The following is a 22,234-nucleotide window of genomic DNA, read 5'->3' as shown; positions in this document are numbered from 1 at the left end:
GTGTCCAGCCCGGCAGGGTCCGCGTAACACAGACGTACGCGCAGGCCATCCACTCAAGCCGGGAGTACGCCGCAATATGGCCACGCGCCACGACATCCGCAACGTCGCCATCGTCGCCCACGTCGACCACGGGAAGACGACCCTCGTCGACGCCATGCTGAAGCAGGCCGGTGCCTTCGCCGCGCACGCCGCCGAATCGCTCGACGACCGCATGATGGACTCGAACGACCTGGAACGTGAGAAGGGCATCACGATCCTGGCCAAGAACACGGCCGTGAAGTACCACCCGAAGGATGGCGGCGACGTCATCACCATCAACATCATCGACACCCCGGGCCACGCCGACTTCGGCGGCGAGGTCGAGCGCGGCCTGTCCATGGTGGATGCCGTGGTGCTGCTGGTCGACGCCTCCGAGGGGCCGCTGCCGCAGACCCGCTTCGTGCTGCGCAAGGCGCTGCAGGCCCGCCTGCCCGTCATCCTGTGCATCAACAAGACGGACCGCCCCGACTCGCGCATCGACGAGGTCGTCAACGAGGCGTACGACCTCTTCCTCGACCTCGACGCCGACGAGGACCAGATCGAGTTCCCCATCGTCTACGCGTGTGCGCGTGACGGTGTGGCCTCGCTGACCAAGCCGGAGGACGGCACCGTCCCGGCCGACAGCGACAGCCTGGAGCCGTTCTTCTCCACGATCCTGTCGCACGTCCCGGCTCCGGAGTACGACGTGGAGGCCCCGCTCCAGGCGCACGTCACCAACCTGGACGCCGACAACTTCCTCGGCCGTATCGCGCTGCTCCGCGTCGAGCAGGGCGAGCTGCGCAAGGGCCAGACCGTCACGTGGATCAAGCGCGACGGCACGATGTCCAACGTGCGCATCACCGAGCTGATGATGACCGAGGCGCTCACCCGCAAGCCGGCCGAGAAGGCGGGCCCCGGTGACATCTGTGCCGTGGCCGGTATCCCGGAGATCATGATCGGCGAGACCCTCGCCGACCCCGAGAACCCGATCGCGCTGCCGCTCATCACGGTCGACGAGCCGGCGATCTCGATGACCATCGGTACGAACACCTCGCCGCTGGTCGGCCGTGGCGGCACCGGCAAGGGCGCCGACAACAAGGCCGCGGTCAAGGACCGCAAGGTCACCGCTCGCCAGGTCAAGGACCGTCTGGACCGCGAGCTGGTCGGCAACGTCTCGCTGCGCGTGCTCGACACCGAGCGCCCGGACGCCTGGGAGGTCCAGGGCCGTGGTGAGCTCGCGCTGGCCATCCTGGTCGAGCAGATGCGCCGCGAGGGCTTCGAGCTGACCATCGGCAAGCCGCAGGTCGTCACCAAGCTCGTCGACGGCAAGGTGTACGAGCCGGTCGAGCGCATGACGATCGACGTGCCCGAGGAGCACATGGGCGCCGTCACACAGCTCATGGGCGTCCGCAAGGGCCGTATGGACAACATGTCCAACCACGGCTCCGGTTGGGTCCGCATGGAGTTCGTCGTCCCGTCCCGCGGCCTCATCGGCTTCCGTACCGAGTTCCTGACCGGCACGCGCGGCACGGGCATCGCCCACTCCATCCACGAGGGCCACGAGCCGTGGTTCGGCGTTCTGACGACCCGTAACAACGGCTCGCTCGTCGCCGACCGCGCCGGCGCCGTCACCGCGTTCGCGATGACGAACCTCCAGGAGCGCGGCGTGCTGTTCACCGACCCCGGCACCGAGGTGTACGAGGGCATGATCGTCGGCGAGAACTCGCGCTCCGACGACATGGACGTGAACATCACCAAGGAGAAGAAGCTCACGAACATGCGGTCGTCCTCGGCCGACTCGTTCGAGGCGATCGTCCCGCCCCGCAAGCTCTCCCTGGAGCAGTCCCTGGAGTTCTGCCGCGACGACGAGTGCGTGGAGGTCACCCCGGAGGCGGTCCGCATCCGCAAGGTGAACCTGGACGCCCGTGAGCGCGCCCGCTCCGCGAGCCGCGCCAAGCACGGCTGACGCGGCCTGCACCGAAAACACCGGGCGCCACCACGCGGTGGCGCCCGGTGTTTTCGGTGCAGGGATAACCCTCGATTTACGGGAGATGGCGCTGTGGTGCGCCGCTCTCCCACTACCCTTCTGTGGGCCTGCTGTGTCGATGCTGGCCGTTCACGCCGGGGAACGGATCCGCCCTGTGGCGGTTGCGTGTTGGCCGCGCACCTTGCGTGGCGGTGGCGCTCTCCGCAACCGATTTTTTACTCCATGCGTCCGGATTCCGGACACCTACCTCCGGTAGATGTGTAACAAGTCCGTTTCGCAGGGATCTTTCGGCAAAGTGTTTGTCCGGATTTTGGAAGAAGTAGGCACCAGGTGTGATCGAACCGAGACCAAACGGGTGTGGTTCGGTCGTGGTGCATGGCAGATAGTTAGGCGCGTAGAACTCGTACTGGCGGGTCACGTGTAGGGGGCGTGGACTCGCGAGTGTGCGGGGGGCACTCTTCGATCGTCGCCGTCCTAGGGGGCGGTGCGGTGTTGTGTCATGTGCCCCTCCTGTAGTGGTCAAGTGGACTTATGAGGAGGAACCCATGCGCGGTGCCAACAGCGCGAAGTGGCTTGCCGGCGCGATAGTCGTGGCGCTGGCAGCCACCGCCTGCAGCTCCGGCGATGGCGGCGAAGACGAGGGCAGCGAGTCCAGTAAGACCCGCTACGTGTCCATCAACGTGGGAGAGCCCCAGAAGGGCATCATTCCCTCGGACACCAATGAGTCCAACGGCGGTTACATTCTCGACGCACTGTTCGCCGGGCTGCTGACCTTCGATGAGAAGGGCGGGATCGAGTACCTCAACGCGGAGTCCATCTCCACCGAGGACTCCAAGACCTGGACCGTCAAGCTCAAGGACGGCTGGAAGTTCCACGACGGCACGCCGGTCACCGCCGAGTCGTACGTCAAGGCGTGGAACTGGTCCGCACATGTCGACAACGCGCAGCAGAACTCCTTCTGGTTCGCCGACATCGCGGGCTACGAGGACGTTCACCCGGCCAAGGAAGGCGCCAAGGCGAAGGCGGACACCATGTCCGGCCTGAAGGTGGTCGACGACACGACCTTCACCATCGAACTCTCCGCCGCTCTGCCCTACTACGAGTACAAGTTGGGCTACTCGACCTTCGCGCCGCTGCCGGAGGCGTTCTTCAGCGACCCGAAGGCGTTCGGCGAGAAGCCGGTCGGCAACGGTCCCTACGAGTTCGAGAAGTGGGACCACAAGAAGCTCTTCCAGGTCAAGGCGTACGCCGACTACAAGGGCTCCAACAAGGCCAAGAACGCCGGTGTCCAGTACAAGGCGTACTCGACCCCCGAGGCCGCCTACCAGGACCTGCTGTCCGGCAACCTGGACATCATCGACCAGGTCGGCCCCACGGACCTCGCCAAGTACGAGCAGGACCTGGGAGACCGGGCCATCGCCAAGCCGTACGCGGCTATTCAGACGCTGGTCCCGGCGTTCTACTCCAAGACCTTCAAGGACGTCGACCCGAAGGTCATCCAGGGTCTGTCGATGGCGATCGACCGTGACACGATCACCAAGACCGTGCTGCAGGGCACCCGCACCCCCGCCGACGGCTGGGTCGCCCCGGGTGCGCAGGGCAAGCAGACCCTGGACACCGACGTGTTCAAGTACGACCCCGCCAAGGCCAAGAAGCTCATCAAGGACGGCGGCGGTATCCCGGGCAACAAGGTCTTCATCCAGTACAACACCGACGGCGGCCACGCCGAGTGGGTCACCGCGGTCTGCAACTCCATCACCAAGGCCACCGGTGTGGCCTGCGAGGGCGACGCCAAGCCGGACTTCGCCACCGACCTCGAGGCCCGCGACAACGACGAGGTCAAGTCGATGTACCGCGGTGGCTGGCTGGGCGACTACCCGCTCAACGGCAACTTCCTCAAGGAGCTGTACCACACGGACGCCGAGTCCAACAACGGCCGCTTCTCCAACAAGGAGGTCGACGACGCGATGGCCGCGGCCGACGCGGCCAAGGACCTCGACTCGTATGTCAAGGCGTACCAGGAGGTCGAGAAGGACCTCCTCAACTACATGCCGTCCATCCCGCTCTGGTTCTACGAGATGAACGGTGGCCACGGCGAGAAGGTCGACAACGTCGACATCGACTGGCACGGCCAGTACAAGCTGTACGACGTGACGGCCAAGTGACCTGACGGTCGCGGTTTCGCACACCGTACGGCGTCACCTCGTACGACCGTCCGGCGCGCAGAGCACACCAACGCTCTGCGCGCCGGACGTGTGGGGCTCACTTCCCGGCTCGTGTCCGGAAGCGGACGACCCCGCAGTTCCACCCCCCGACCATGGAGGCACCCATGGGGCACTATGTCGCCAGACGACTGCTCCAGATGATCCCAGTCTTCATCGGATCCACCGCACTGGTGTTCCTGATGATGTACGCGCTGCCCGGAGATCCCGTACGCGCACTCGCCGGCGAGCAGTACTCGGACCCCGTACAGATCGCGGCACTCAAGGCGGAACTCGGCCTGGACCAGCCGATCTGGCTGCAGTACTGGGACTATCTCACAGGGCTGGTACAGGGCGACTTCGGCCGACAGATAGCCTCCGGACGTCCGGTGGCCGACGTCATCGCCGAAGCCTGGCCGGTCACTGTCCAACTCGCGCTGTTCGCCCTGGTGTTCACGACCGTCGTCGGCATCTCCCTGGGCGTGATCGCCGGACTGCGCCCGAACAGCCTCCGCGACCGCGGGCTGCTGCTCCTCACCCTGGTGCTGGTGTCCGTCCCCTCCTTCGTGCTCGGTCGCATGGCCCAGTACTTCTTCGCCTTCCAACTCGACCTCGTCGAGCCGAACGTGTCCCTCGACGAGAGCTGGACCGAGCTGCTGCTTCCCGCGACGGTGCTCGGCGCACTCTCGCTGGCCTATGTGGCCCGGCTCACCCGCACGTCGGTCGCCGAGAACCTGCGCTCCGACTACATCCGCACGGCCATCGCCAAGGGGCTGCCCCGGCGCCGGGTGATCGGCGTTCACCTGTTGCGCAACTCGATGATCCCCGTGGTCACCTACCTCGGGACCGACCTCGGCACGCTCATGGCCGGGGCTGTGGTCACCGAGGGCATCTTCAACATCCACGGCATCGGCAATCTGGTCTTCGACGCGCTCGGCCACCGCGAGGGCTCGACCGTCGTGGGGGTGGTCAGCCTCATCGTGGTCGTCTATCTGATCTGCAGCCTGCTCGTCGACCTGCTGTACGCGGTCCTGGACCCGAGGATCCGGTATGCCTGAGAAGACCGCCGTCGACTCCCAGAACAGCAAAGTCGCAGACACACCGGTGCCCGCCACCGTCGAACCGGAGACCGGCAACGGCACGGGCAAGGCCCGCAGCCTGTGGTCCGACGCCTGGCATGATCTGCGCCGCAGTCCGCTCTTCCTGGCCTCGTCCCTGCTGATCGTGATGCTGGTGACGATGGCTGTGTTCCCCAGTCTGTTCGCCGACGGCTCGCCCACCGAGGCGGACCTGGCCAACAACTACCTCAAGCCGCCGAACTGGTCCCACATCATGCAGCCCGACTGGTTCGGCTACGACATCCAGGGCCGCTCGGTGTGGACCCGCATGGTCTACGGCGCCCGAGCCTCCATCCTGGTCGGCGTCCTCGTCACCCTGATCGTGACGGCCGTGGGCAGCGTGCTCGGCATGCTCGCCGGCTACTTCGGGGGTATCTGGGACACCCTGCTGTCCCGGCTCACGGACATTTTCTTCGGCATCCCGTTCCTGCTCGGCGCCATGGTCATCCTGACCACCTTCGACAAGCGCACCGTATGGGTGGTGATCCTGGCGATCTCCTTCCTGGGCTGGACCACCATCGCCCGTGTCGCCCGCGGTGCGGTGATCAGCGTCAAGCAGGCCGACTACGTCGTCGCCGCCAAGGCGCTCGGCGCCTCCACGAGCCGGATCCTGCTGCGCCACATCCTGCCCAACGCGCTGGCCCCGATCATCGTCGTCGCCACCATTTCACTCGGCGGCTACATCGGGGCCGAGGCCACCCTGTCCTTCCTGGGCGTGGGCCTGAGCGAGCCGGTGGTCTCCTGGGGTGTGGACGTCTCACGCGGCTTCCAGTCGATCCGCAACGCGCCCTACGTGCTGATCATGCCGTCCGTCCTGGTCTCCATCACGGTGCTCTCGTTCCTGATGTTCGGCGATGCCGTGCGCAACGCCCTCGACCCGAAGCTGCGCTGAGGGAGGCGTACACGATGACTCTCATCGACGAGGCTCCCATGAGCCCATATCAGGGGGACGATCCGGACAGCGGAGAACCGCTGCTGGAAGTCCGCGACCTCCACGTGGAGTTCCACACGCGGGACGGCGTCGCCAAAGCGGTCAACGGTGTGAACTACTCGGTGAAGGCCGGGGAGACGCTCGCTGTTCTGGGCGAGTCGGGTTCCGGCAAGTCCGTCACCGCCCAGGCGATCATGGGCATCCTGGACATGCCTCCCGGCCGCATCACCAAGGGTGAGATCCTCTTCCGTGGCCAGGACATGCTGAAGATGTCCGACGAGGAACGGCGCAAGCTGCGCGGCGCGCGGATCGCCATGATCTTCCAGGACGCGCTGTCGTCGCTGAACCCGGTCTACTCCGTCGGCTACCAGCTCGGCGAGATGTTCCGCGTGCACCTGGGCCTCTCCAAGAAGGACGCCAAGGCCAAGGCGATCGAGATGATGGACCGGGTGAAGATCCCGGCTGCCGCCGCGCGCGTCAACGACTACCCGCACCAGTTCTCCGGCGGTATGCGCCAGCGCATCATGATCGCCATGGCGCTTTCCCTGGAGCCGGACCTGATCATCGCCGACGAGCCCACCACAGCGCTCGACGTGACGGTCCAGGCCCAGGTGATGGACCTGCTGGCTGAGCTGCAGCGCGAATATCACATGGGCCTGATGCTCATCACCCACGACCTTGGCGTGGTCGCCGACGTCGCCGACAAGATCGCGGTGATGTACGCGGGCCGGATCGTGGAGCGGGCTCCGGTCCACGAGCTGTACAAGCGCCCGGCGCACCCGTACACCAAGGGCCTGCTGGACTCGATTCCGCGCCTGGACCAGAAGGGCCAGGAGCTGTACGCGATCAAGGGGCTGCCGCCGAACCTGACACGCATTCCGAGCGGCTGCGCGTTCAACCCGCGCTGCCCGATGGCGCAGGACATCTGCCGTACCGACATCCCGGCCCTGCAGCCGGTCACCGAGCGGGACGGCGGCGAACTGGTCGGCCGCGGCTCGGCCTGTCACTTCTGGAAGGAGACGATCCATGGCTGAGCTCAGCAAGCAGAACGAGCCGGTCGACGCCACACCGAGCGTCTCCGAGGTGGACGTCGCCGACGCGCACACCGAGGCGGAGGCGGTCGCCGCGATCGAGGCCCCCGTCGAGCGTGGGGAGCCCATCCTCCAAGTGCGCGGCCTGGTCAAGCACTTCCCGCTCACCCAGGGCATCCTGTTCAAGAGGCAGATCGGCGCGGTCAAGGCCGTCGACGGGATCTCCTTCGACCTGCACCAGGGCGAGACCCTGGGCATCGTGGGTGAGTCCGGCTGCGGCAAGTCGACGGTCGCCAAGCTCCTGATGAACCTGGAGCGGGCAACGGCCGGCGAGATCTTCTACAAGGGCCAGGACATCACCAAGCTGTCCGGGCGCGCCCTGAAGGCCGTACGCCGCAACATCCAGATGGTGTTCCAGGACCCGTACACGTCCCTCAACCCCCGTATGACGGTGGGCGACATCATCGGGGAACCCTTCGAGATCCACCCTGAGGTGGCCCCGAAGGGCGACCGGCGCAGGAAGGTCCAGGACCTCCTGGACGTCGTCGGCCTGAACCCGGAGTACATCAACCGCTACCCGCACCAGTTCTCCGGCGGTCAGCGCCAGCGCATCGGCATCGCGCGCGGCCTGGCGCTCAACCCGGAGATCATCATCTGCGACGAGCCGGTGTCGGCGCTGGACGTGTCGGTCCAGGCACAGGTCATCAACCTGATGGAGAAGTTGCAGGACGAGTTCAACCTCTCCTATCTCTTCATCGCCCACGACCTGTCCATCGTCCGGCACATCTCCGACCGCGTCGGCGTGATGTACCTCGGCAAGATGGCCGAGATCGGCACCGACCAGCAGATCTACGACCACCCGACGCACCCCTACACCCAGGCGCTGCTGTCGGCGGTCCCGGTCCCCGACCCGGACGCCCGCGAAGGTCGCGAGCGCATCATCCTCACCGGCGACGTGCCCTCCCCGGCCAACCCGCCGTCCGGCTGCCGCTTCCGCACCCGCTGCTGGAAGGCCCAGGACCAGTGCGCCGAGGAGGTCCCGCTGCTGGCGATTCCGGAGCGCTTCCAGGGCGAGGACACTCCCGCGGCGCATGAGTCGGCGTGCCACTTCGCGGAGGAGAAGGACGTCGTGCACGCGGCCTGATCCCGTACGGGTACGTCCCTTGGTTCCCGGCGCCGATGTCCAGGCGCCGGGAACCGGCTTTTCTTCGAACAGCCCACAGGCATCCTGCGCCCTGCCAGAACCGTCAGCGGTTCAGGTCGACAACACGGACGTACCGCTTCTCGTACAGTTCCAGCCGGACCGTCGCAACGAACGGGGCCTCGTAGTCCTCGCCCACCCGACGGGCCGCTTCGATCGCCGCCGCCGTACCGAACGGCACGCCGTCGGCGTGGAGTTGGCAGCAGGAGAGGGCAGCCGGGTAATCGAGGTCGACGGTCGTGATACCGAGCTGCCCGATGTGCATCGGGATGCCCGCCCTCTCACGCTCGGCTTCGATGACCGAGAGCACCGGCGTGTGGAGGAACACACCGGGTTCGAGCTGGGCCGCGTGGACGAGGCCGGAGACCTGACGGTGCCCACCCAGGGCGAGCAGTGTGTCGGAGTCGAGGATGTAGTGCTCCCGGATCACGCGGCACCCTGCTCGGCCGCGTGGTGTGCCACCACCTGGCTGCGCACCCTGCGCAGGACCTCGGCGCTGCTGTCGTCCGTGACGGTCACACCGAAGTGCTCGGCGAGGTAGACGGCGGTGCGATCGGCGCGCTCCTTCAGCTCGGCGGGGGTGAGCGTGCTCTCGGCGAACTCCTCGATGAGGGCGCGCATGGTCGTACGATGGGCCTCCGCGAGGACGGCGAGGCGGTCGCGGGTCTTGGAGTCGACCTTGATCGTGGTGTCCATTCGGGGAGTATGCCGAGGGGAATACCTTCGGTGAGGGTGCAAACGTCATGTCGTGAGATTGGCGCTGGCTGGCTCAGCGTCTTTCTCGGGTTGCCGCTTCGGGGTGCCTCGCCCACCTTCGCGGTCCGTCTCACGCCGTTCCTGCCGCAGCCCGGTCAGGTTCGTGGCGAGGAAGTACGCAACTCGATCCCGGCCTCCGCGCAGGCCACGTCGAAGATCCGGCCTATCTCGGCCGCGATGGCCCGTGCTTCGTTGAGACTCTCGGTGGTGGTAGCGCGTGCTTCCAGGGAGCGCAGCCTGGCGGCAAGCTCGGGATGCCGTTCCACTGCTGCGTACACCGCCCACTGTCCAGAGAAACGGCGCATCGGAGCGGCGCTGACCTGCTCGCGTGCTTGTTGCAGCGCCGCGGAGCGTTCGGCGTCGAACGTGGGCAGGGCGTCGGGCGCCAGCTGCGCGAGGACGGCCCGTAGGTCTTCCGGGGTATTGGCCGGCTGGAGGGTGACAGAGTCGCCGGAACCGGGGTGTGCGGCGGCGATCACGCCACTCATCGGCCCCGAGCCTCCCGCTTCAAAAGGGCCGTGAGGTCGATGCCCTCCTGTACGGCGACATCGAAGTCGGGATGCCTCCAGCGCGCGCTGAAGATCTGCTTCGAACGACTCCTGGTCGCCGGGAAAACCATGTCCGGACCGAAGAGCGGCTCGAATGTTCCCGATGGTTCCCAACGGCGGCGCCTCAGGTCCCGGCGTCTCCGCGTGCTGTGCGCTCACGATCCACTGCTCCTTGGTGTCCCCTCGTCCTGCGAGGAGTGTCCTACAGCGGTACGAGTCCCGCTGCGGAAACAGCCCGTACGTTCTTCGGGGTGCTGCCGGGGTGTGCGGCGGTGCTGATGGGCTGTCTCCTCGGGGCGATACGGTGGTCTGCCCGCTGCCCGCTGCCCGCTGCCCGCTGCCCGCTGCCCGCTGCCCGCTGCCCGCTGCCCGCTGCCCGCTGCGTACCTGCGAGCCCGCGGTGCGGGCTGGGCCTGTGGACAACTCACGCCGGGTCCCCGTTGCCCTTCGGTGCGACGGTGAACCACATGGCCTTGCCGTGCGGGTAGCCCCGTACGCCCCACTGATCGGCGCACGCCTCGACGATGCCGAGTCCGCGTCCGCGTTCGTCGTGGGCGGCAGGGGCCAGGGGCATCGGGGTGCCCAAGCCGTGGTCCCAGACCGTGACACGGAAGTCCTCCGGAGTGCGTTCCATGCTGACGTGGGTCTCCATGGCGGAGTGCTGGTAGGCGTTGGTGACAACCTCGGAGACCAGCAACTCCACGGTGTCGACGATGCAGTTGAGCTTCGCGGCGGAGAGAATGCTGCGGATCGTCGCCCGGACAACGCCGACGGCGCGGGGGTCGTGGGGGATTGTCAGGCCGTAGGTCCAAAGGGGTTGGGGGGTTTCAGGCTTGCGCATGTGGCAGCCTCCAGGGTGCGGTTCGACTGTGACTGACGCCTCACATACAGTAAGGGAGATGGTGTGAGTTATTCAACCTACTTGGATGAGACGGTGGATACCTGATGGATGAGGATGAGGAGGAGACGCGTGGGGCTCAGGGCTGAACCGACGTACCGGCAAAGGCGTTTCGGTGCGGAACTACGCAGGCTGCGTGAGCGAGCGCGGTTGTCGTCGACCGAGGCGGCCGCTCTGCTTGGTGTGAGGCAACCCCAGCTCAGCAGCGTTGAGGCGGGGAAGACCGGTTTGTCTGCGGAACGGGTCCGGCGTCTCGGTCAAGCCGCTGGTATGAGTTCTCATACCTTTATGGATGCGCTGATCGATTTCGGTCAGAGGTCAGGCAAGGGATGGTGGAGCGAGTACCGAGGCGTACTGGGTGCCGCGCACCTGGACCTCGCTGAACTGGAGGACGCTGCCCGCTCCGTGGTCACCTATGAGCCCATGTTCGTTCCGGGCATCCTTCAGACGCAGAGCTACGCTGAAGTCCTTCACCGTGGTCCCTACCGGCCGATGCCTCCAGAGCAGCAGGACGCTGCCGTCCGCTTCAGGGTTCGGCGCGGAGCTCTGTTGACCGGCGAGCGCCCGCCGGTTCTGCACGCTGTCATCCACGAGGCCGCTCTCAGCGTGACCTTGGGCGCACCCGAGGTGATGCGTGATCAGTTGCTGCACCTCGTGGAACTGTCCCGGCTTCCGCATGTGACCATCCAGATTCTGCCGTTTGACGGTCCGATCGCGTTCGGCACTGGATTCGTGCTGATCGAGCCGGAGGAGCGGGAGTTGTCGACCGCCCTGGTTTCCCACATCGAGAAGACGCTCTACCTGGACGATCCGGATGCTCTGGCCAAATACCGGAACCGGTTCGCTACGTTGACCGGGGAGGCGCTACCTGCTGTCCGCCCCGAGGCGTCGCCGGAGGCGCAAGCGGCCAGGAATTCGCTCAGCCTCTTGCAACGCATCCTGTACCCCCTGTTGTAGAAAGGCGCACATGTCCGAGCTCAAGTGGCAGAAGTCGAGCTTCAGCGAAGGAGGGGCGGCGAACTGCGTCGAACTCGCCACCTGCCCCGCAGGCCACCCCCACCTCCGCGAGAGCGAAGATCCGGCGACCGTCGTCCAGACGTCCGCCACCGCCCTCGGTGCTCTGCTCCGTGCTGTCAGGGATGGCGCGATAGGCACCGCTCAGGGCTGAAGCCCTGCCGCGCCCAGGAGAGGGACCGAAGAGATTGCTCCACCACATCGAGCTGTGGGTCCCCGACCTGCCCCGCGCGACCCGCGAATGGGGCTGGTTGCTCACCCGGCTCGGCTACGACCCGTACCAGGACTGGCAGCACGGCCGCAGCTGGCGTCAGGGGACGGCGTACCTGGTCGTGGAGCAGTCACTGGCGCTGACTGCCGCGGACCACGACCGCACCCGCCCCGGCCTCAACCACCTCGCCTTCCACGCCGGAACCCGCGAGGAGGTCGACGCGCTGGATGCCGAGAGTCCGGACCACGGTTGGACGCCGCTCTTCGCGGACCGCTACCCGCACGCGGGCGGTCCGGAGCACTACGCCGCGTACCTTGCGAACACCGACGGCTTCGAGGTCGAGCTGGTGGCCGAGGCCGACGTCAGGCCGTGATCCCGGCCCGCGCCCAGTGACAGGCCACCTGTGCCTCCCCACCCCCGCCCAGCACCTCGGGATCCTCGCTCCGGCAGGCGTCCGCGACCCCCACCCGTTCCGCCTCCCCGCCCGCCAGGATCTGGCACCGGGCGTGGAAGCGGCACCCGGAGGGGATGCGGGACGGGTCCGGGGGTTCGCCGGTGAGCACGACCGGATCACCGGGGGCTTCCGGCAGGACCGACAACAGGGCCTGGGTGTACGGGTGTCGGGGCGCCGTCAGGACCTGCTCCACGGCGCCCGTCTCGACGATCCGGCCCAGGTACATCACCGCCACGCGATCGGCGATGTTCCACGCGAGCCCCAGGTCGTGCGTGACCACCAGCGCCGACAGACCGAGGTCGGCGCGCAGCCGCAGCAGCAGGGCGAGGATCTCGCCGCGTACGGAGGCGTCCAGGGAGGCCACCGGCTCGTCGGCGACGAGCAGTTCGGGTTCGAGGACCAACGCGCCCGCGATGACGACGCGTTGGCGCTGGCCGCCGGAGAGTTCGTGCGGGTAGCGGAGGAGGAAACGCTCGGGGGGCCGCAGACCCGCACGGGACAGGGCCTCCGCCACCGCCGCCCGCTCGTCGCCGCCGTACCCGTGGATCCTGAGCCCCTCGGCCACCGCGTCGTACACCGTGTGCCGCGGGTTCAGCGATCCGGTCGGATCCTGGAGGATCAGCTGGACGCGCCGCCGGTACGCCTTCAGGGCGCGCGAGGAGTACGTCAGCGGCTCCCCGCGAAAGACGACGCGCCCTCGCGTCGGCGGCACCAGGCCCAGCAGCGCACGGGCCAGCGTCGTCTTGCCGCACCCCGACTCGCCGACCAGCGCCACGATCTCCCCGGCCCCGATGTCGAGTTCGACGCCGTCCACCGCACGGGCGGAAGCGGCGCCGTGCCGACCGGGAAAGGCGACATGCAGGTCCTGGGCGGCGAGCAGGGACGGCGACGTCGTCATGAAGCACTCCTCGGCTCGCCGGCCGAGGTCGCCGACCCTCTCGTCTCCTCCACGGACCCGGCGACCGGGCCGCCGGTGTCCTGCGCTGTGGGCGGGGGGTCCCCCGCTGTGCCTGCGGGCCCTGCGACGCCGTACGCCGCCGTGGTGGGGCCTCCGTCGGCCCCCGCAGCTATCGCGGACGCCCCGGCCCCCGCCCCCGCCACGTGCACGCAAGCCGCCCGCCGCTCCGCGCCCGCCTCCCGCAGTACCTGGTCGTCCACCGCGCAGGACTCCAGCGCGACCGGGCAGCGCGGATGGAAGGAGCACCCGGAGGGCACGGCCGCCGGGTCCGGTGGGTCGCCGGGCAGGCCGCGTGGCGCGAACCGCGATGCCGGGTCGCCGATCCTCGGGAATGCCTCCGACAGCGCCTTGCCGTACGGGTGTCGGGCGTCCTCGTAGATCTCCCTCGCCGGGCCCTCCTCGACCACGCGCCCCGCGTACATCACCGCGAGCCGGTCGCAGGTGTCGGCGAGGACCGCCAGGTCGTGGCTGATCATGATGAGGCCCAAGTCCTGCTCCGCGACCAGCTGTTCGATCAGCCGCAGGATCTGCGCCTGGATCATCACGTCCAGGGCCGTGGTCGGCTCGTCGGCGATGATCAGGCGTGGGTCGCAGGCCAGTGCCATGGCGATCATGACGCGTTGGCGCTGCCCGCCGGAGAGCTCGTGCGGGTACGCCGATGCGCGGGCCGCCGGGAGGCCCACGTGCTCCAGGAGCTCGCCGACCTTCCTCTTCGCGCCCGCCGCCGTCGCCTTCCGGTGCAGCAGGATCGGCTCGGCGATCTGGTCGCCGACGCGGTGCACGGCGTTGAGCGAGTGCATCGCGCCCTGGAAGACGATGGAGGCGCCCGCCCAGCGGACCGCGCGTACCCGGCCCCACTTCATGGTGAGCACGTCCTCGCCGTCCAGCAGGACCTCGCCGCCGATCCGCGTCCCGGCCGGCAGCAGTCGTAGGAGCGCCAGGGCGAGCGTGGACTTGCCGCACCCCGACTCGCCCGCGATGCCGAGCTTCTGCCCGGCCGCCAGCGACAGATCCACCCCGCGTACGGCGGCCGCCCCGCCCGGATAGGTCACCTCGAGGTTCCGGACCTCCAGCAGCGTCAACGGGCCACCCCCAGCCTGGGGTTGAGCACGGACTCCACCGCACGCCCGCACAGCGTGAACGCCAGCGCGACCACCGCGATCGCGATGCCCGGCGGCACCAGATACCACCAGTTCCCGGAGCTCACCGCGCCCGCTTCCCGCGCGTCCTGGAGCAGGCCGCCCCAGGACACCACCGTCGGATCGCCCAGCCCCAGGAAGGCGAGCGTCGCCTCGGCGAGGATGGAGGAGGAGATCATCAGCGTCGTCTGGGCCAGCACCAGCGGCATGACATTGGGCAGCACGTGCCGGGACATGATGTGCCAGTGCCCGCCGCCGAGCGCCTTCGCGCGTTCGATGTACGGCCGTGACTCCACCGCCAGCGTCTGCGCCCGCACCAGCCGGGCCGTGGTCGGCCAGGACGTCACCCCGATCGCCAGCACGACCGTGCCCAGCGAACGGGACATGACGGTCGCCAGCGCGATGGCCAGGACCAGCGTCGGCATCACCAGGAACCAGTCGGTGATCCGCATCAGTACGGTGGCGTACGCCCCTTTGAAGTGCCCCGCGGTGATCCCGACCAGCGCGCCGATCGCCACCGACAGCGCGGCCGCGAGCAGCCCGACCAGCAGCGAGACCCGCGAGCCCCACACCACCAAGCCCAGCAGATTCCGCCCGAACTGATCGGTCCCCAGCGGGAATTCACCGCTCGGGCTCTCCATCGGCCGCCCCGGCGCCCCGGTCACGCTGGACACGTCGGAGCCGACCGTCAGCGGCGCGGTCAGCGCCAGCAGCGCGAAGAAGGCGAGCCCGGCCAGGCCGGCCAGACCGGCGCGATGGGTGCGGTACTGCTGCCAGAACCGTACGGCGGACCGGCGCCGCCGCTGCCAGGCGAGCGCGCGCGGACCGGCCGTCACCCCTTTCGTCTCGGTCGTCATCGGCCCACCCTCGGGTCGAGCAGCGGATAGACCAGATCGGCCAGGGTGTTCATGACGATCACCGCCGAGGCGAAGAAGAGGAACAGGCCCTGCACCAGCGGCAGGTCGGGCACGCTCAGGGCCTGGTAGAAGAGCCCGCCGAGCCCCGGCCAGGAGAACACGGTCTCGACCAGGATCACCCCGGCCACCGTCCGCCCGAGGTTGACGAAGACCAGCGTCACGGTCGGCAGCAGGGCGTTCGGCACGGCATGCCGCCGCCGCACCAGATCGTCCCGGAGCCCCTTGGCCCGCGCGGTGGTCAGATAGTCACTGCCCATCTCGTCGAGCAGCGCCGACCGGGCGACCAGCAGCGTCTGCCCGTACTCGACCGCGACCAGCGTGACGACCGGCAGGACCAGATGGTGGGCGACATCGAGGACGTACGCGAAGCCCTCCTCGCCCCCCGACTCCATGCCACCGGTCGGGAACAGGCCCGGGATCGGGCCGATGCCCACCGAGAACACGATGATCAGCAGCAGCCCCAGCCAGAACGACGGGATCGAGTAGAGCGTCAGCGCCAGCCCGGTGTTGAGCCGGTCGCCGAGCCCGCCGTTGCGCCACGCCGAACGCGTCCCCAGGACGATGCCGAGCACGGTGTACAGCACGAACGCGGTGCCGGTGAGCAGCAGGGTGTTGGGCAGCGCCTCGGAGATCTTGTCGATGACGGGCGCCCGGACCTGGTACGACGTGCCGAGATCGCCGGTGAGCGCCTTGCCGCAGTAGTCGGTGAACTGCTCCCACAGGGGCAGGTCGAGCCCGAACTCCTTCCGGTAGGCGGCCAGTTGCTCGGCGGAGATGGGCCGGCCGCCCGTCATGGTCTTGACCGGGTCGCCGGGGATCAGCCGGAACAGGAAGAACCCGGTGACGAGGACGGCGAGCAGGGAGACGACGGCGCCGCCCACCTTGCCGGCGCCGTAGCGCAGATACCCCGTGGTGGTGCGGGCCCGTGGGCCGCGGGCCGCCGGTGCGGCGGCCTTGGCGGCCGGGGCGGATGTGGCGTCGGCGGTCATCAGCGGCTACTCGCGGTCCTCGGCGGTGGCGCGGCGGCGCAGCGCGAAGAACACGCCCGCGCCGACGAGCACCGCGGCACCCGCGACGGCCCCGACGACGACGCCGGTGGAACCGGAGCTGTCGGAGGAGCCGCCCGAGTCGGCCGGGACCGCCGACCACCAACTCCAGTAACCGTCCTGACCCATGATGTTGCCCGCTTTCTCGGGCATGGTGGTGATCGACTTGATCTGGTCCGTGCGGTAGGCCTCGACCGCGTTCGGGTACGCCATGACGTTCATGTACCCGAGGTCGTACAGCCGTGACTCCATCTGCTTGACGATGTCCGCCCGTTTGGCGGGGTCGTACTCGGCGAGCTGCTTCGCGTACAGGTCGTCGTACTGCTTGTCGCAGATGAAGTTGTCGGTGGCGCCGGTGTCCTTGGGGGTGGCGGGCAGGGCGGCGCAGGTGTGGATGGACAGGACGAAGTCCGGGTCCGGGTTGACGGACCAGCCGTCGAAGGCGAGGTCGTAGGTCCCCGCGAGCCAGGGATCGCTCACGTTGTCGAGACAGTTGAGGGTGACGCCGATGCCCAGTTCACCCCACCACTCCTGCAGATACTGGCCGATCGCCTTGTCGTTGGGGTCGGTGGCGTGGCACAGGATGCGGTAGTTGATGGGTTTGCCGTCCTTGCCGAGACGCTTCCCGTCACCGTTCTTCTTGTAGCCGGCCTGGTCGAGGAGCTGGGCGGCCTTGGCCGGGTCGTAGGCGAGCGTCTGGCCGTCGGACGGCTCCCAGAAGTAGGTGGAGAAGCGAGGCGGGATGTACCCCTCACCTTCCACCGCGTGGCCCTGGAAGACCTTGTCGATGACGGTCTTCCGATCGACCGCCATGAAGAGGGCGTGCCGCACCCGCTCGTCCAGCAGGGAGGGGTGGCCGTCGCCGAACTTCTGGCCGTTCCTCGCCCGGGCGCCCGGGTTGGTGGCGAGGGCGTAGAAGCGGCGGCCGGGGGCGTCGTTGACGCGGATGTCGTCCTGGGTCTTGAGGGACGCCGCCTGGGCGGGCGTCAGGTTGGAGACGAAGGAGACCTCGCCCTTCTGCAGGGCGGCGACGGCGGCGTCGCCGTCCTTGTAGTACTTGAAGACCAGCTCGTCGAACTTCGGGGCGCCGCGCCAGAACGTCTTGTTGGGCTTGAGCCGGACGTAACTGTCGGGTTTGTAGTCGGTGAGGATGTACGGCCCGTTCCCCACGACCGGGAAACTCTTGTCGTTGTTGAACTCGGAGAAGTCGTCGACCTTCTCCCACACGTGCCTGGGCACGATCGGCACATCGAGGGCGGCCATGGTGGCCTGCGGTTTCTTCAGCCTGACGACCAGCTGGGTCGGGCTGGGGGCGGTGACCTTCTCGAAGTTGGTGACGAAGCTGCCGTTGGCGGTGGCCGCGTCGTCGTCGGTCATCATCTTGTTGAACGTCCAGGCCGCGTCCTCGGCGGTGGCCTGCCGGCCGTCCGACCACTTGGAGTCGGTGCGGATCGTGTACGTCCAGGTCAGCTTGTCCGGCGACGGCTCCCACCTGGTGGCCAGGCCCGGGACGGCATGGTTGTCCTTGGGGTCGTAGTTGATCAGGTACTCGTACATCAGCCGGTGGATGCTGGTACTGACCAGACGCGCCGCCAGGAAGGGGCTCAGGGAGTCGACGCTCTGCGCGACCGCCACGGTGAGCACCTTGTCGCCGTCCGCGGCGGCGGCCTGCCGGGGGGCAGGATCGAGCGGGGTCGCGAAACCGGCCGTGAGGGTGAGGGCGGCGGCTCCGGTCAGGGCGAGGAGTCGAGGGACACGTGCGTTCACTCTGCCGTGCTGGTCTGGTGTGCTCATGGATCTGACCTCGCGTCATCGATCGCACAGGGACGGCTGGTTGAGAGTGTTTATCAGCGCCGGTCTGCACGCGTCAACGGCGCACGTACCCCTTGTGGCCTGCGGAAACAAGAAGTTGACGGCACCTCAGCCCTCATTGGTCCACACCACTGAAGAGTCCCTGGTGAGGCCCTGACGGCAGAGCGGCCCGCCGGTTTCCCGGCGGGCTGTTCCCAGTCGGTGCGCCCATGCGGGTGTCGCTGATGTGCACAAAGTGCTCTTTGTGGCGATATTGACCGGTAATGGATCAACGCTCCCGCGCCGGCGCCACAGCGCTCACCGGCGGCGCGGTCAAGAGGAGGTACTCCATGAGTGGAGCCACGCACGCCAGACGGGCCGCATGCGCGGTGGCGGTCGCCCTCGCGGCGACGGCCTGCGGAGGCGACGGGAGCGACGGCGGCGCGGTGCTCAGCTCCTCGTGGACCGACCCGCAGAACCCGCTGGAGCCGGCCAACACCAACGAGGTGCAGGGCGGCAAGGTGATGGACATGATCTTCCGCGGCCTGAAGCGGTACGACCCCAGGACCGGCGCCGCGAACGACATGCTCGCCGAGAAGATCGAGACCACCGACTCGCAGAACTTCACCATCACCGTCAAGGACGGCTGGACCTTCAGCAATGGTGAGAAGGTCACCGCGAAGTCCTTCGTCGACGCCTGGAACTACGGCGCCGGCCTGAAGAACAACCAGAAGAACGCCCCCTTCTTCCAGTACATCGAGGGCTACGACAAGGTCCACCCGGAGGAGGGCGAGCAGAGCGCCGACACCCTGTCCGGGCTGAAGGTCACCGGCGAGAGGACCTTCACCGTCGAGCTGACGCAGAAGTTCTCCACCTTCCCCGACACCCTCGGGTACACCGCCTTCTACCCGCTGCCCCAGGCCTTCTTCGACGACCACGCCGGTTTCCTGAACAAGCCGATCGGCAACGGCCCGTACGCCGTCGAGTCGTACACCAAAGGCTCACAGATGGCCCTGAAGAAATGGGACGACTACCCCGGCGACGACAAGGCCGAGAACGGCGGCGTCACCCTCAAGGTCTACACCGACAACAACACCGCCTACACCGACCTGATGGCCGGCAACCTGGATCTCGTCGACGACGTGCCCGCCCAGCAGCTCAAGAACGTCAAGAGCGACCTCGGCGACCGGTATCTGAACACCCCCGCCGGCATCATCCAGACCCTCGCCTTCCCGTTCTACGACGCGGACTGGAACAAGGCCGGCTCCGACAAGGTCCGCAAGGGCCTGTCCCGGGCGATCGACCGCGACCAGATCACCGACACCATCTTCCAGAAGACCCGCACCCCGGCCACCGACTGGACCTCCCCGGTCCTGGGCGAGGAGGGCGGCTACAAGGAGGGGTTGTGCGGTGAGTGGTGCCAGTACGACGCCGAAGAGGCCAAGGAGCTGATCGCCGAGGGCGGCGGCATCCCCGGCGGCCAGGTGAGGATCACGTACAACGCCGACGCCGGCTCCCACAAACTGTGGGTCGACGCCGTCTGCAACTCCATCAACAACGCCCTGGACAACGAGAGGGCCTGCGTCGGCAACCCGGTCGGCACCTTCGCCGACTTCCGCAGCCAGGCCTCGCAGCAGAAGCTCTCGGGCCTCTTCCGGGCGGGCTGGCAGATGGACTACCCGCTGATCCAGAACTTCCTGGAACCGCTCTACTACACCGACGCCTCCTCCAACGACGGCAAGTGGTCCGACAAGGAGTTCGACAGGCTAGTCAACGAGGCCAACGCGGAGACCGGCACCCGCAAGGCGATCGAGCTCTTCCAGCAGGCCGAGGAAGTCGTCCGCGACAACATGGCCGCCATCCCGCTCTGGTACCAGAACGGCAGCGCCGGCTGGTCGGACCGCCTCTCCGACGTGGCACTCAACCCGTTCAGCGTCCCCGTCTACAACGAGATCAAGGTCAGCTGAGCCCGCATGGGACGGTACGTCGTCCGGCGTCTGCTGCAGATGATCCCGGTGTTCATCGGCGCCACGCTGTTGATCTTCCTGATGGTGAACGTGATGGGCGACCCCATCGCGGGCCTGTGCGGTGACCGGCAGTGCGACCCGGCGACGGCCGCCCAGCTGCGCAAGGAGTTCGGCCTCGACAAGCCCGTGTGGCAGCAATACCTGACCTATATGGGGAACGTCTTCACCGGCGACTTCGGTACGGCGTTCAACGGCCAGGAGGTCACCGAGCTGATGGGGTCGGCGTTCCCCGTCACCATCCGGCTGACCGTCGTGGCGATCCTCTTCGAGATCGTCATCGGCGTCACCCTGGGGGTCGTCACCGGTCTGCGGCGCGGCCACCCCGTCGACACGTCGGTGCTCCTGTTCACCCTCGTCGTCATCTCGGTCCCCACCTTCGTCACCGGCCTGCTGCTCCAGCTGCTGCTCGGCGTGGAGTGGGGCTGGATCAGACCGTCCGTCTCCCCGGAGGCCCCCTTCGACGAGCTGATCCTCCCCGGCCTCGTCCTGGCCTCGGTGTCGCTCGCCTACGTGACCCGCCTGACCCGCACCTCCATCGCGGAGAACCGGCGGTCCGACTACGTCCGTACGGCCGTCGCCAAGGGGCTGCCCCGGCACCGGGTGGTGATCCGGCACCTCCTGCGCAACTCCCTGATCCCGGTCGTCACCTTCATCGGCGCCGACATCGGATTCCTCATGAGCGGCGCGATCGTCACCGAGCGGATCTTCAACATCCACGGCGTCGGCTACCAGCTCTACCAGGGCATCCTCCGCCAGAACACCCAGACCGTCGTCGGCTTCGTGACCGTCCTCGTCCTGGTCTTCCTGGTCGCCAACCTGGTCGTCGACCTCCTCTACGCCGTACTCGACCCGAGGATCCGCTATGCCTGAGCAGCCGTACGAGAAGGACGGCGCCGTCGCGGGCACCGGCATGGGCGGCACGATGGACCTGGCGACGGGCGAGGCGGAGACCCTGGAGCAGCATCCATCAGCCGCCTCCGGCGGACGGGCACCGGGCGGCCCGGAGGACACAGGCCCTGCCGGCAAGCCTCGCTCCCTCTCGTCGGACGCCTGGCGCGACCTGCGCCGCAACCCCGTCTTCATCATCTCGGGCCTGATCATCCTCTTCCTGGTCGTCATCTCCCTGTGGCCCTCGGCGATCGCCTCCGGCAGCCCCCTCAAGTGCGACCTCGCCAAGGCCCAGGGGGGCTCCCAGCCCGGCCATCCCTTCGGCTACGACGGCCAGGGCTGCGACGTCTACACACGCACCGTCTACGGCGCCCGTACGTCCGTCACGGTCGGCGTCTGCGCCACCCTCGGCGTCGCGATCCTCGGCTCGGTCCTGGGCGCGCTCGCCGGGTTCTTCGGCGGAACCTGGGACTCGATCCTGTCGCGGATCACGGACGTCTTCTTCGCGATCCCGGTCGTCCTGGGCGGCCTTGTCCTGCTGTCGGTGGTGACCAGCAGCACGGTCTGGCCGGTCATCGGGTTCATGGTGCTGCTGGGCTGGCCGCAGCTCTCCCGCATCGCCCGCGGCTCGGTCATCACCGCCAAACAGAACGACTACGTCCAGGCCGCCCGCGCCCTGGGCGCCTCCAACTCCCGCCTGATGCTCCGGCACATCGCACCCAACGCGGTCGCCCCGGTGATCGTCGTGGCGACCATCGCGCTGGGCACGTACATCGCACTGGAGGCGACCCTGTCGTACCTGGGCGTAGGCCTGAAACCACCGAGCGTGTCCTGGGGAATCGACATCTCCGCAGCCTCCCCCTACATCCGCAACGCCCCCCACGCCCTCCTCTGGCCCTCCGGCGCCCTCGCGATCACGGTCCTGGCCTTCATCATGCTCGGCGACGCGGTCCGCGACGCCCTTGACCCGAAGCTGAGGTGACGGGTGATGACACGGGCAGTGCGTGAGGCGCCGGGCGAGGCCCACCAGGGGACTGTCCTGAGCTGGCCGTACCGCTCCGGCGTCGCGCCTGGGGACCGGGTGCGCGACGTCTTCGACC

21 protein-coding genes are annotated in these 22,234 nt (G+C 67.9%); 12 read left to right on the top strand and 9 right to left on the bottom strand.

Features of this window, described 5'->3' with window-relative positions; genetic code table 11:
* The first annotated feature begins 76 nt into the window (after positions 1-76).
* From typA to AQJ91_RS06435, 6 genes are all read left to right on the top strand, one after another.
* Positions 77-1,984: a translational GTPase TypA gene (typA, locus tag AQJ91_RS06460; protein ID WP_067017338.1), complete on the top strand. Its 1,908-nt coding sequence runs from the start codon at positions 77-79 to the stop codon at positions 1,982-1,984.
* 566 nt (positions 1,985-2,550) lie between these two features.
* Complete coding sequence (locus AQJ91_RS06455; RefSeq protein WP_067017336.1) at positions 2,551-4,170, top strand: peptide ABC transporter substrate-binding protein; 1,620 nt, start codon at positions 2,551-2,553, stop codon at positions 4,168-4,170.
* A gap of 164 nt (positions 4,171-4,334) precedes the next feature.
* Positions 4,335-5,264, top strand: coding sequence for an ABC transporter permease (locus AQJ91_RS06450; RefSeq protein WP_067017334.1), 930 nt, complete (start codon positions 4,335-4,337; stop codon positions 5,262-5,264).
* Complete coding sequence (locus tag AQJ91_RS06445) at positions 5,257-6,216, top strand: ABC transporter permease (protein WP_067017333.1); 960 nt, start codon at positions 5,257-5,259, stop codon at positions 6,214-6,216. Before AQJ91_RS06450 ends, AQJ91_RS06445 begins: the two co-directional genes overlap by 8 nt.
* A gap of 14 nt (positions 6,217-6,230) precedes the next feature.
* Complete coding sequence (locus tag AQJ91_RS06440; protein WP_067017332.1) at positions 6,231-7,289, top strand: ABC transporter ATP-binding protein; 1,059 nt, start codon at positions 6,231-6,233, stop codon at positions 7,287-7,289.
* The gene (locus tag AQJ91_RS06435) at positions 7,282-8,430 is read left to right on the top strand and encodes an ABC transporter ATP-binding protein (RefSeq protein WP_067017331.1); all 1,149 of its coding nucleotides are present in this window, start codon (positions 7,282-7,284) and stop codon (positions 8,428-8,430) included. The genes AQJ91_RS06440 and AQJ91_RS06435 overlap by 8 nt, the downstream gene beginning before the upstream one ends.
* A 103-nt stretch (positions 8,431-8,533) precedes the next feature.
* Here the strand turns inward: AQJ91_RS06435 and AQJ91_RS06430 are convergent, their stop codons facing one another.
* The 4 genes from AQJ91_RS06430 to AQJ91_RS06415 all read right to left on the bottom strand — a co-directional run bounded on the left by AQJ91_RS06430 (position 8,534) and on the right by AQJ91_RS06415 (position 10,632).
* Positions 8,534-8,917 carry a hypothetical protein gene (locus tag AQJ91_RS06430; RefSeq protein ID WP_067017328.1) on the bottom strand — a complete coding sequence of 128 codons (384 nt, stop codon included), beginning with the start codon at positions 8,915-8,917 and terminating at the stop codon, positions 8,534-8,536.
* Positions 8,914-9,183, bottom strand: coding sequence for a hypothetical protein (locus AQJ91_RS06425; RefSeq protein ID WP_067017325.1), 270 nt, complete (start codon positions 9,181-9,183; stop codon positions 8,914-8,916). The genes AQJ91_RS06430 and AQJ91_RS06425 overlap by 4 nt, the downstream gene beginning before the upstream one ends.
* A gap of 155 nt (positions 9,184-9,338) precedes the next feature.
* Complete coding sequence (locus tag AQJ91_RS06420) at positions 9,339-9,731, bottom strand: DUF6247 family protein (protein WP_067017322.1); 393 nt, start codon at positions 9,729-9,731, stop codon at positions 9,339-9,341.
* Between the two features lie 484 nt (positions 9,732-10,215).
* Positions 10,216-10,632 carry an ATP-binding protein gene (locus tag AQJ91_RS06415; protein WP_067017321.1) on the bottom strand — a complete coding sequence of 139 codons (417 nt, stop codon included), beginning with the start codon at positions 10,630-10,632 and terminating at the stop codon, positions 10,216-10,218.
* Between the two features lie 108 nt (positions 10,633-10,740).
* Here AQJ91_RS06415 and AQJ91_RS06410 point away from each other — a divergent pair, with 108 nt between their 5' ends.
* The 3 genes from AQJ91_RS06410 to AQJ91_RS06400 are packed head-to-tail and all read left to right on the top strand — an operon-like array spanning position 10,741 to position 12,287.
* Positions 10,741-11,646, top strand: a complete 906-nt coding sequence (locus AQJ91_RS06410) for a DUF5753 domain-containing protein (RefSeq protein ID WP_324617976.1) — start codon at positions 10,741-10,743, stop codon at positions 11,644-11,646.
* A gap of 10 nt (positions 11,647-11,656) precedes the next feature.
* On the top strand, positions 11,657-11,857 hold the full coding sequence (locus AQJ91_RS06405; RefSeq protein WP_067017320.1) for a DUF397 domain-containing protein: 201 nt from the start codon (positions 11,657-11,659) through the stop codon (positions 11,855-11,857).
* A 34-nt stretch (positions 11,858-11,891) separates the two neighbouring features.
* Positions 11,892-12,287 carry a VOC family protein gene (locus tag AQJ91_RS06400; protein ID WP_067017318.1) on the top strand — a complete coding sequence of 132 codons (396 nt, stop codon included), beginning with the start codon at positions 11,892-11,894 and terminating at the stop codon, positions 12,285-12,287.
* Here AQJ91_RS06400 and AQJ91_RS06395 read toward each other — a convergent pair.
* The 5 genes from AQJ91_RS06395 to AQJ91_RS06375 are packed head-to-tail and all read right to left on the bottom strand — an operon-like array spanning position 12,277 to position 18,222.
* Complete coding sequence (locus AQJ91_RS06395; protein WP_067017316.1) at positions 12,277-13,266, bottom strand: ABC transporter ATP-binding protein; 990 nt, start codon at positions 13,264-13,266, stop codon at positions 12,277-12,279. The genes AQJ91_RS06400 and AQJ91_RS06395 overlap by 11 nt on opposite strands.
* Positions 13,263-14,408 carry an ABC transporter ATP-binding protein gene (locus AQJ91_RS06390; protein ID WP_067017314.1) on the bottom strand — a complete coding sequence of 382 codons (1,146 nt, stop codon included), beginning with the start codon at positions 14,406-14,408 and terminating at the stop codon, positions 13,263-13,265. The genes AQJ91_RS06395 and AQJ91_RS06390 overlap by 4 nt, the downstream gene beginning before the upstream one ends.
* Complete coding sequence (locus AQJ91_RS06385) at positions 14,405-15,322, bottom strand: ABC transporter permease (protein ID WP_067017303.1); 918 nt, start codon at positions 15,320-15,322, stop codon at positions 14,405-14,407. Before AQJ91_RS06385 ends, AQJ91_RS06390 begins: the two co-directional genes overlap by 4 nt.
* Complete coding sequence (locus AQJ91_RS06380; RefSeq protein WP_067017302.1) at positions 15,319-16,371, bottom strand: ABC transporter permease; 1,053 nt, start codon at positions 16,369-16,371, stop codon at positions 15,319-15,321. Before AQJ91_RS06380 ends, AQJ91_RS06385 begins: the two co-directional genes overlap by 4 nt.
* Positions 16,372-16,377: 6 nt before the next feature.
* A complete protein-coding gene (locus tag AQJ91_RS06375) occupies positions 16,378-18,222 on the bottom strand; it encodes an ABC transporter substrate-binding protein (RefSeq protein WP_067017301.1) in 1,845 nt (614 codons plus the stop codon).
* Positions 18,223-18,569: 347 nt separating this feature from the next.
* On the opposite strand from AQJ91_RS06375, the gene AQJ91_RS06370 reads away from it, so the two are divergent.
* From AQJ91_RS06370 to AQJ91_RS06360, 3 genes are read left to right on the top strand one after another with little or no spacing between them, the layout of a single operon-like run.
* On the top strand, positions 18,570-20,186 hold the full coding sequence (locus AQJ91_RS06370; protein WP_067017299.1) for a peptide ABC transporter substrate-binding protein: 1,617 nt from the start codon (positions 18,570-18,572) through the stop codon (positions 20,184-20,186).
* A gap of 6 nt (positions 20,187-20,192) precedes the next feature.
* Complete coding sequence (locus AQJ91_RS06365; protein WP_067017297.1) at positions 20,193-21,116, top strand: ABC transporter permease; 924 nt, start codon at positions 20,193-20,195, stop codon at positions 21,114-21,116.
* Positions 21,109-22,116, top strand: coding sequence for an ABC transporter permease (locus AQJ91_RS06360; protein ID WP_067017295.1), 1,008 nt, complete (start codon positions 21,109-21,111; stop codon positions 22,114-22,116). Before AQJ91_RS06365 ends, AQJ91_RS06360 begins: the two co-directional genes overlap by 8 nt.
* Positions 22,117-22,234: the final 118 nt, after the last annotated feature.

Source organism: Streptomyces dysideae (genome assembly GCF_001514305.1).
In the GTDB taxonomy this organism is placed as follows: Bacteria; Actinomycetota; Actinomycetes; order Streptomycetales; family Streptomycetaceae; genus Streptomyces; species Streptomyces dysideae.
Note: the sequence above shows the minus strand (reverse complement) of the source record. Positions and strands in the feature narration are given on the sequence as shown.

Excerpts from the sequence above, each read along its gene's own strand:
- typA (WP_067017338.1), top strand. The coding sequence starts at position 77 with ATGGCCACGCGCCACGACATCCGCAACGTCGCCATCGTCGCCCACGTC.
- AQJ91_RS06455 (WP_067017336.1), top strand. The coding sequence starts at position 2,551 with ATGCGCGGTGCCAACAGCGCGAAGTGGCTTGCCGGCGCGATAGTCGTG.
- AQJ91_RS06450 (WP_067017334.1), top strand. The coding sequence starts at position 4,335 with ATGGGGCACTATGTCGCCAGACGACTGCTCCAGATGATCCCAGTCTTC.
- AQJ91_RS06445 (WP_067017333.1), top strand. The coding sequence starts at position 5,257 with ATGCCTGAGAAGACCGCCGTCGACTCCCAGAACAGCAAAGTCGCAGAC.
- AQJ91_RS06440 (WP_067017332.1), top strand. The coding sequence starts at position 6,231 with ATGACTCTCATCGACGAGGCTCCCATGAGCCCATATCAGGGGGACGAT.
- AQJ91_RS06435 (WP_067017331.1), top strand. The coding sequence starts at position 7,282 with ATGGCTGAGCTCAGCAAGCAGAACGAGCCGGTCGACGCCACACCGAGC.
- AQJ91_RS06425 (WP_067017325.1), bottom strand. The coding sequence starts at position 9,183 with ATGGACACCACGATCAAGGTCGACTCCAAGACCCGCGACCGCCTCGCC.
- AQJ91_RS06420 (WP_067017322.1), bottom strand. The coding sequence starts at position 9,731 with ATGAGTGGCGTGATCGCCGCCGCACACCCCGGTTCCGGCGACTCTGTC.
- AQJ91_RS06415 (WP_067017321.1), bottom strand. The coding sequence starts at position 10,632 with ATGCGCAAGCCTGAAACCCCCCAACCCCTTTGGACCTACGGCCTGACA.
- AQJ91_RS06410 (WP_324617976.1), top strand. The coding sequence starts at position 10,741 with ATGAGGATGAGGAGGAGACGCGTGGGGCTCAGGGCTGAACCGACGTAC.
- AQJ91_RS06405 (WP_067017320.1), top strand. The coding sequence starts at position 11,657 with ATGTCCGAGCTCAAGTGGCAGAAGTCGAGCTTCAGCGAAGGAGGGGCG.
- AQJ91_RS06395 (WP_067017316.1), bottom strand. The coding sequence starts at position 13,266 with ATGACGACGTCGCCGTCCCTGCTCGCCGCCCAGGACCTGCATGTCGCC.
- AQJ91_RS06385 (WP_067017303.1), bottom strand. The coding sequence starts at position 15,322 with ATGACGACCGAGACGAAAGGGGTGACGGCCGGTCCGCGCGCGCTCGCC.
- AQJ91_RS06380 (WP_067017302.1), bottom strand. The coding sequence starts at position 16,371 with ATGACCGCCGACGCCACATCCGCCCCGGCCGCCAAGGCCGCCGCACCG.
- AQJ91_RS06375 (WP_067017301.1), bottom strand. The coding sequence starts at position 18,222 with ATGAGCACACCAGACCAGCACGGCAGAGTGAACGCACGTGTCCCTCGA.
- AQJ91_RS06370 (WP_067017299.1), top strand. The coding sequence starts at position 18,570 with ATGAGTGGAGCCACGCACGCCAGACGGGCCGCATGCGCGGTGGCGGTC.
- AQJ91_RS06365 (WP_067017297.1), top strand. The coding sequence starts at position 20,193 with ATGGGACGGTACGTCGTCCGGCGTCTGCTGCAGATGATCCCGGTGTTC.
- AQJ91_RS06360 (WP_067017295.1), top strand. The coding sequence starts at position 21,109 with ATGCCTGAGCAGCCGTACGAGAAGGACGGCGCCGTCGCGGGCACCGGC.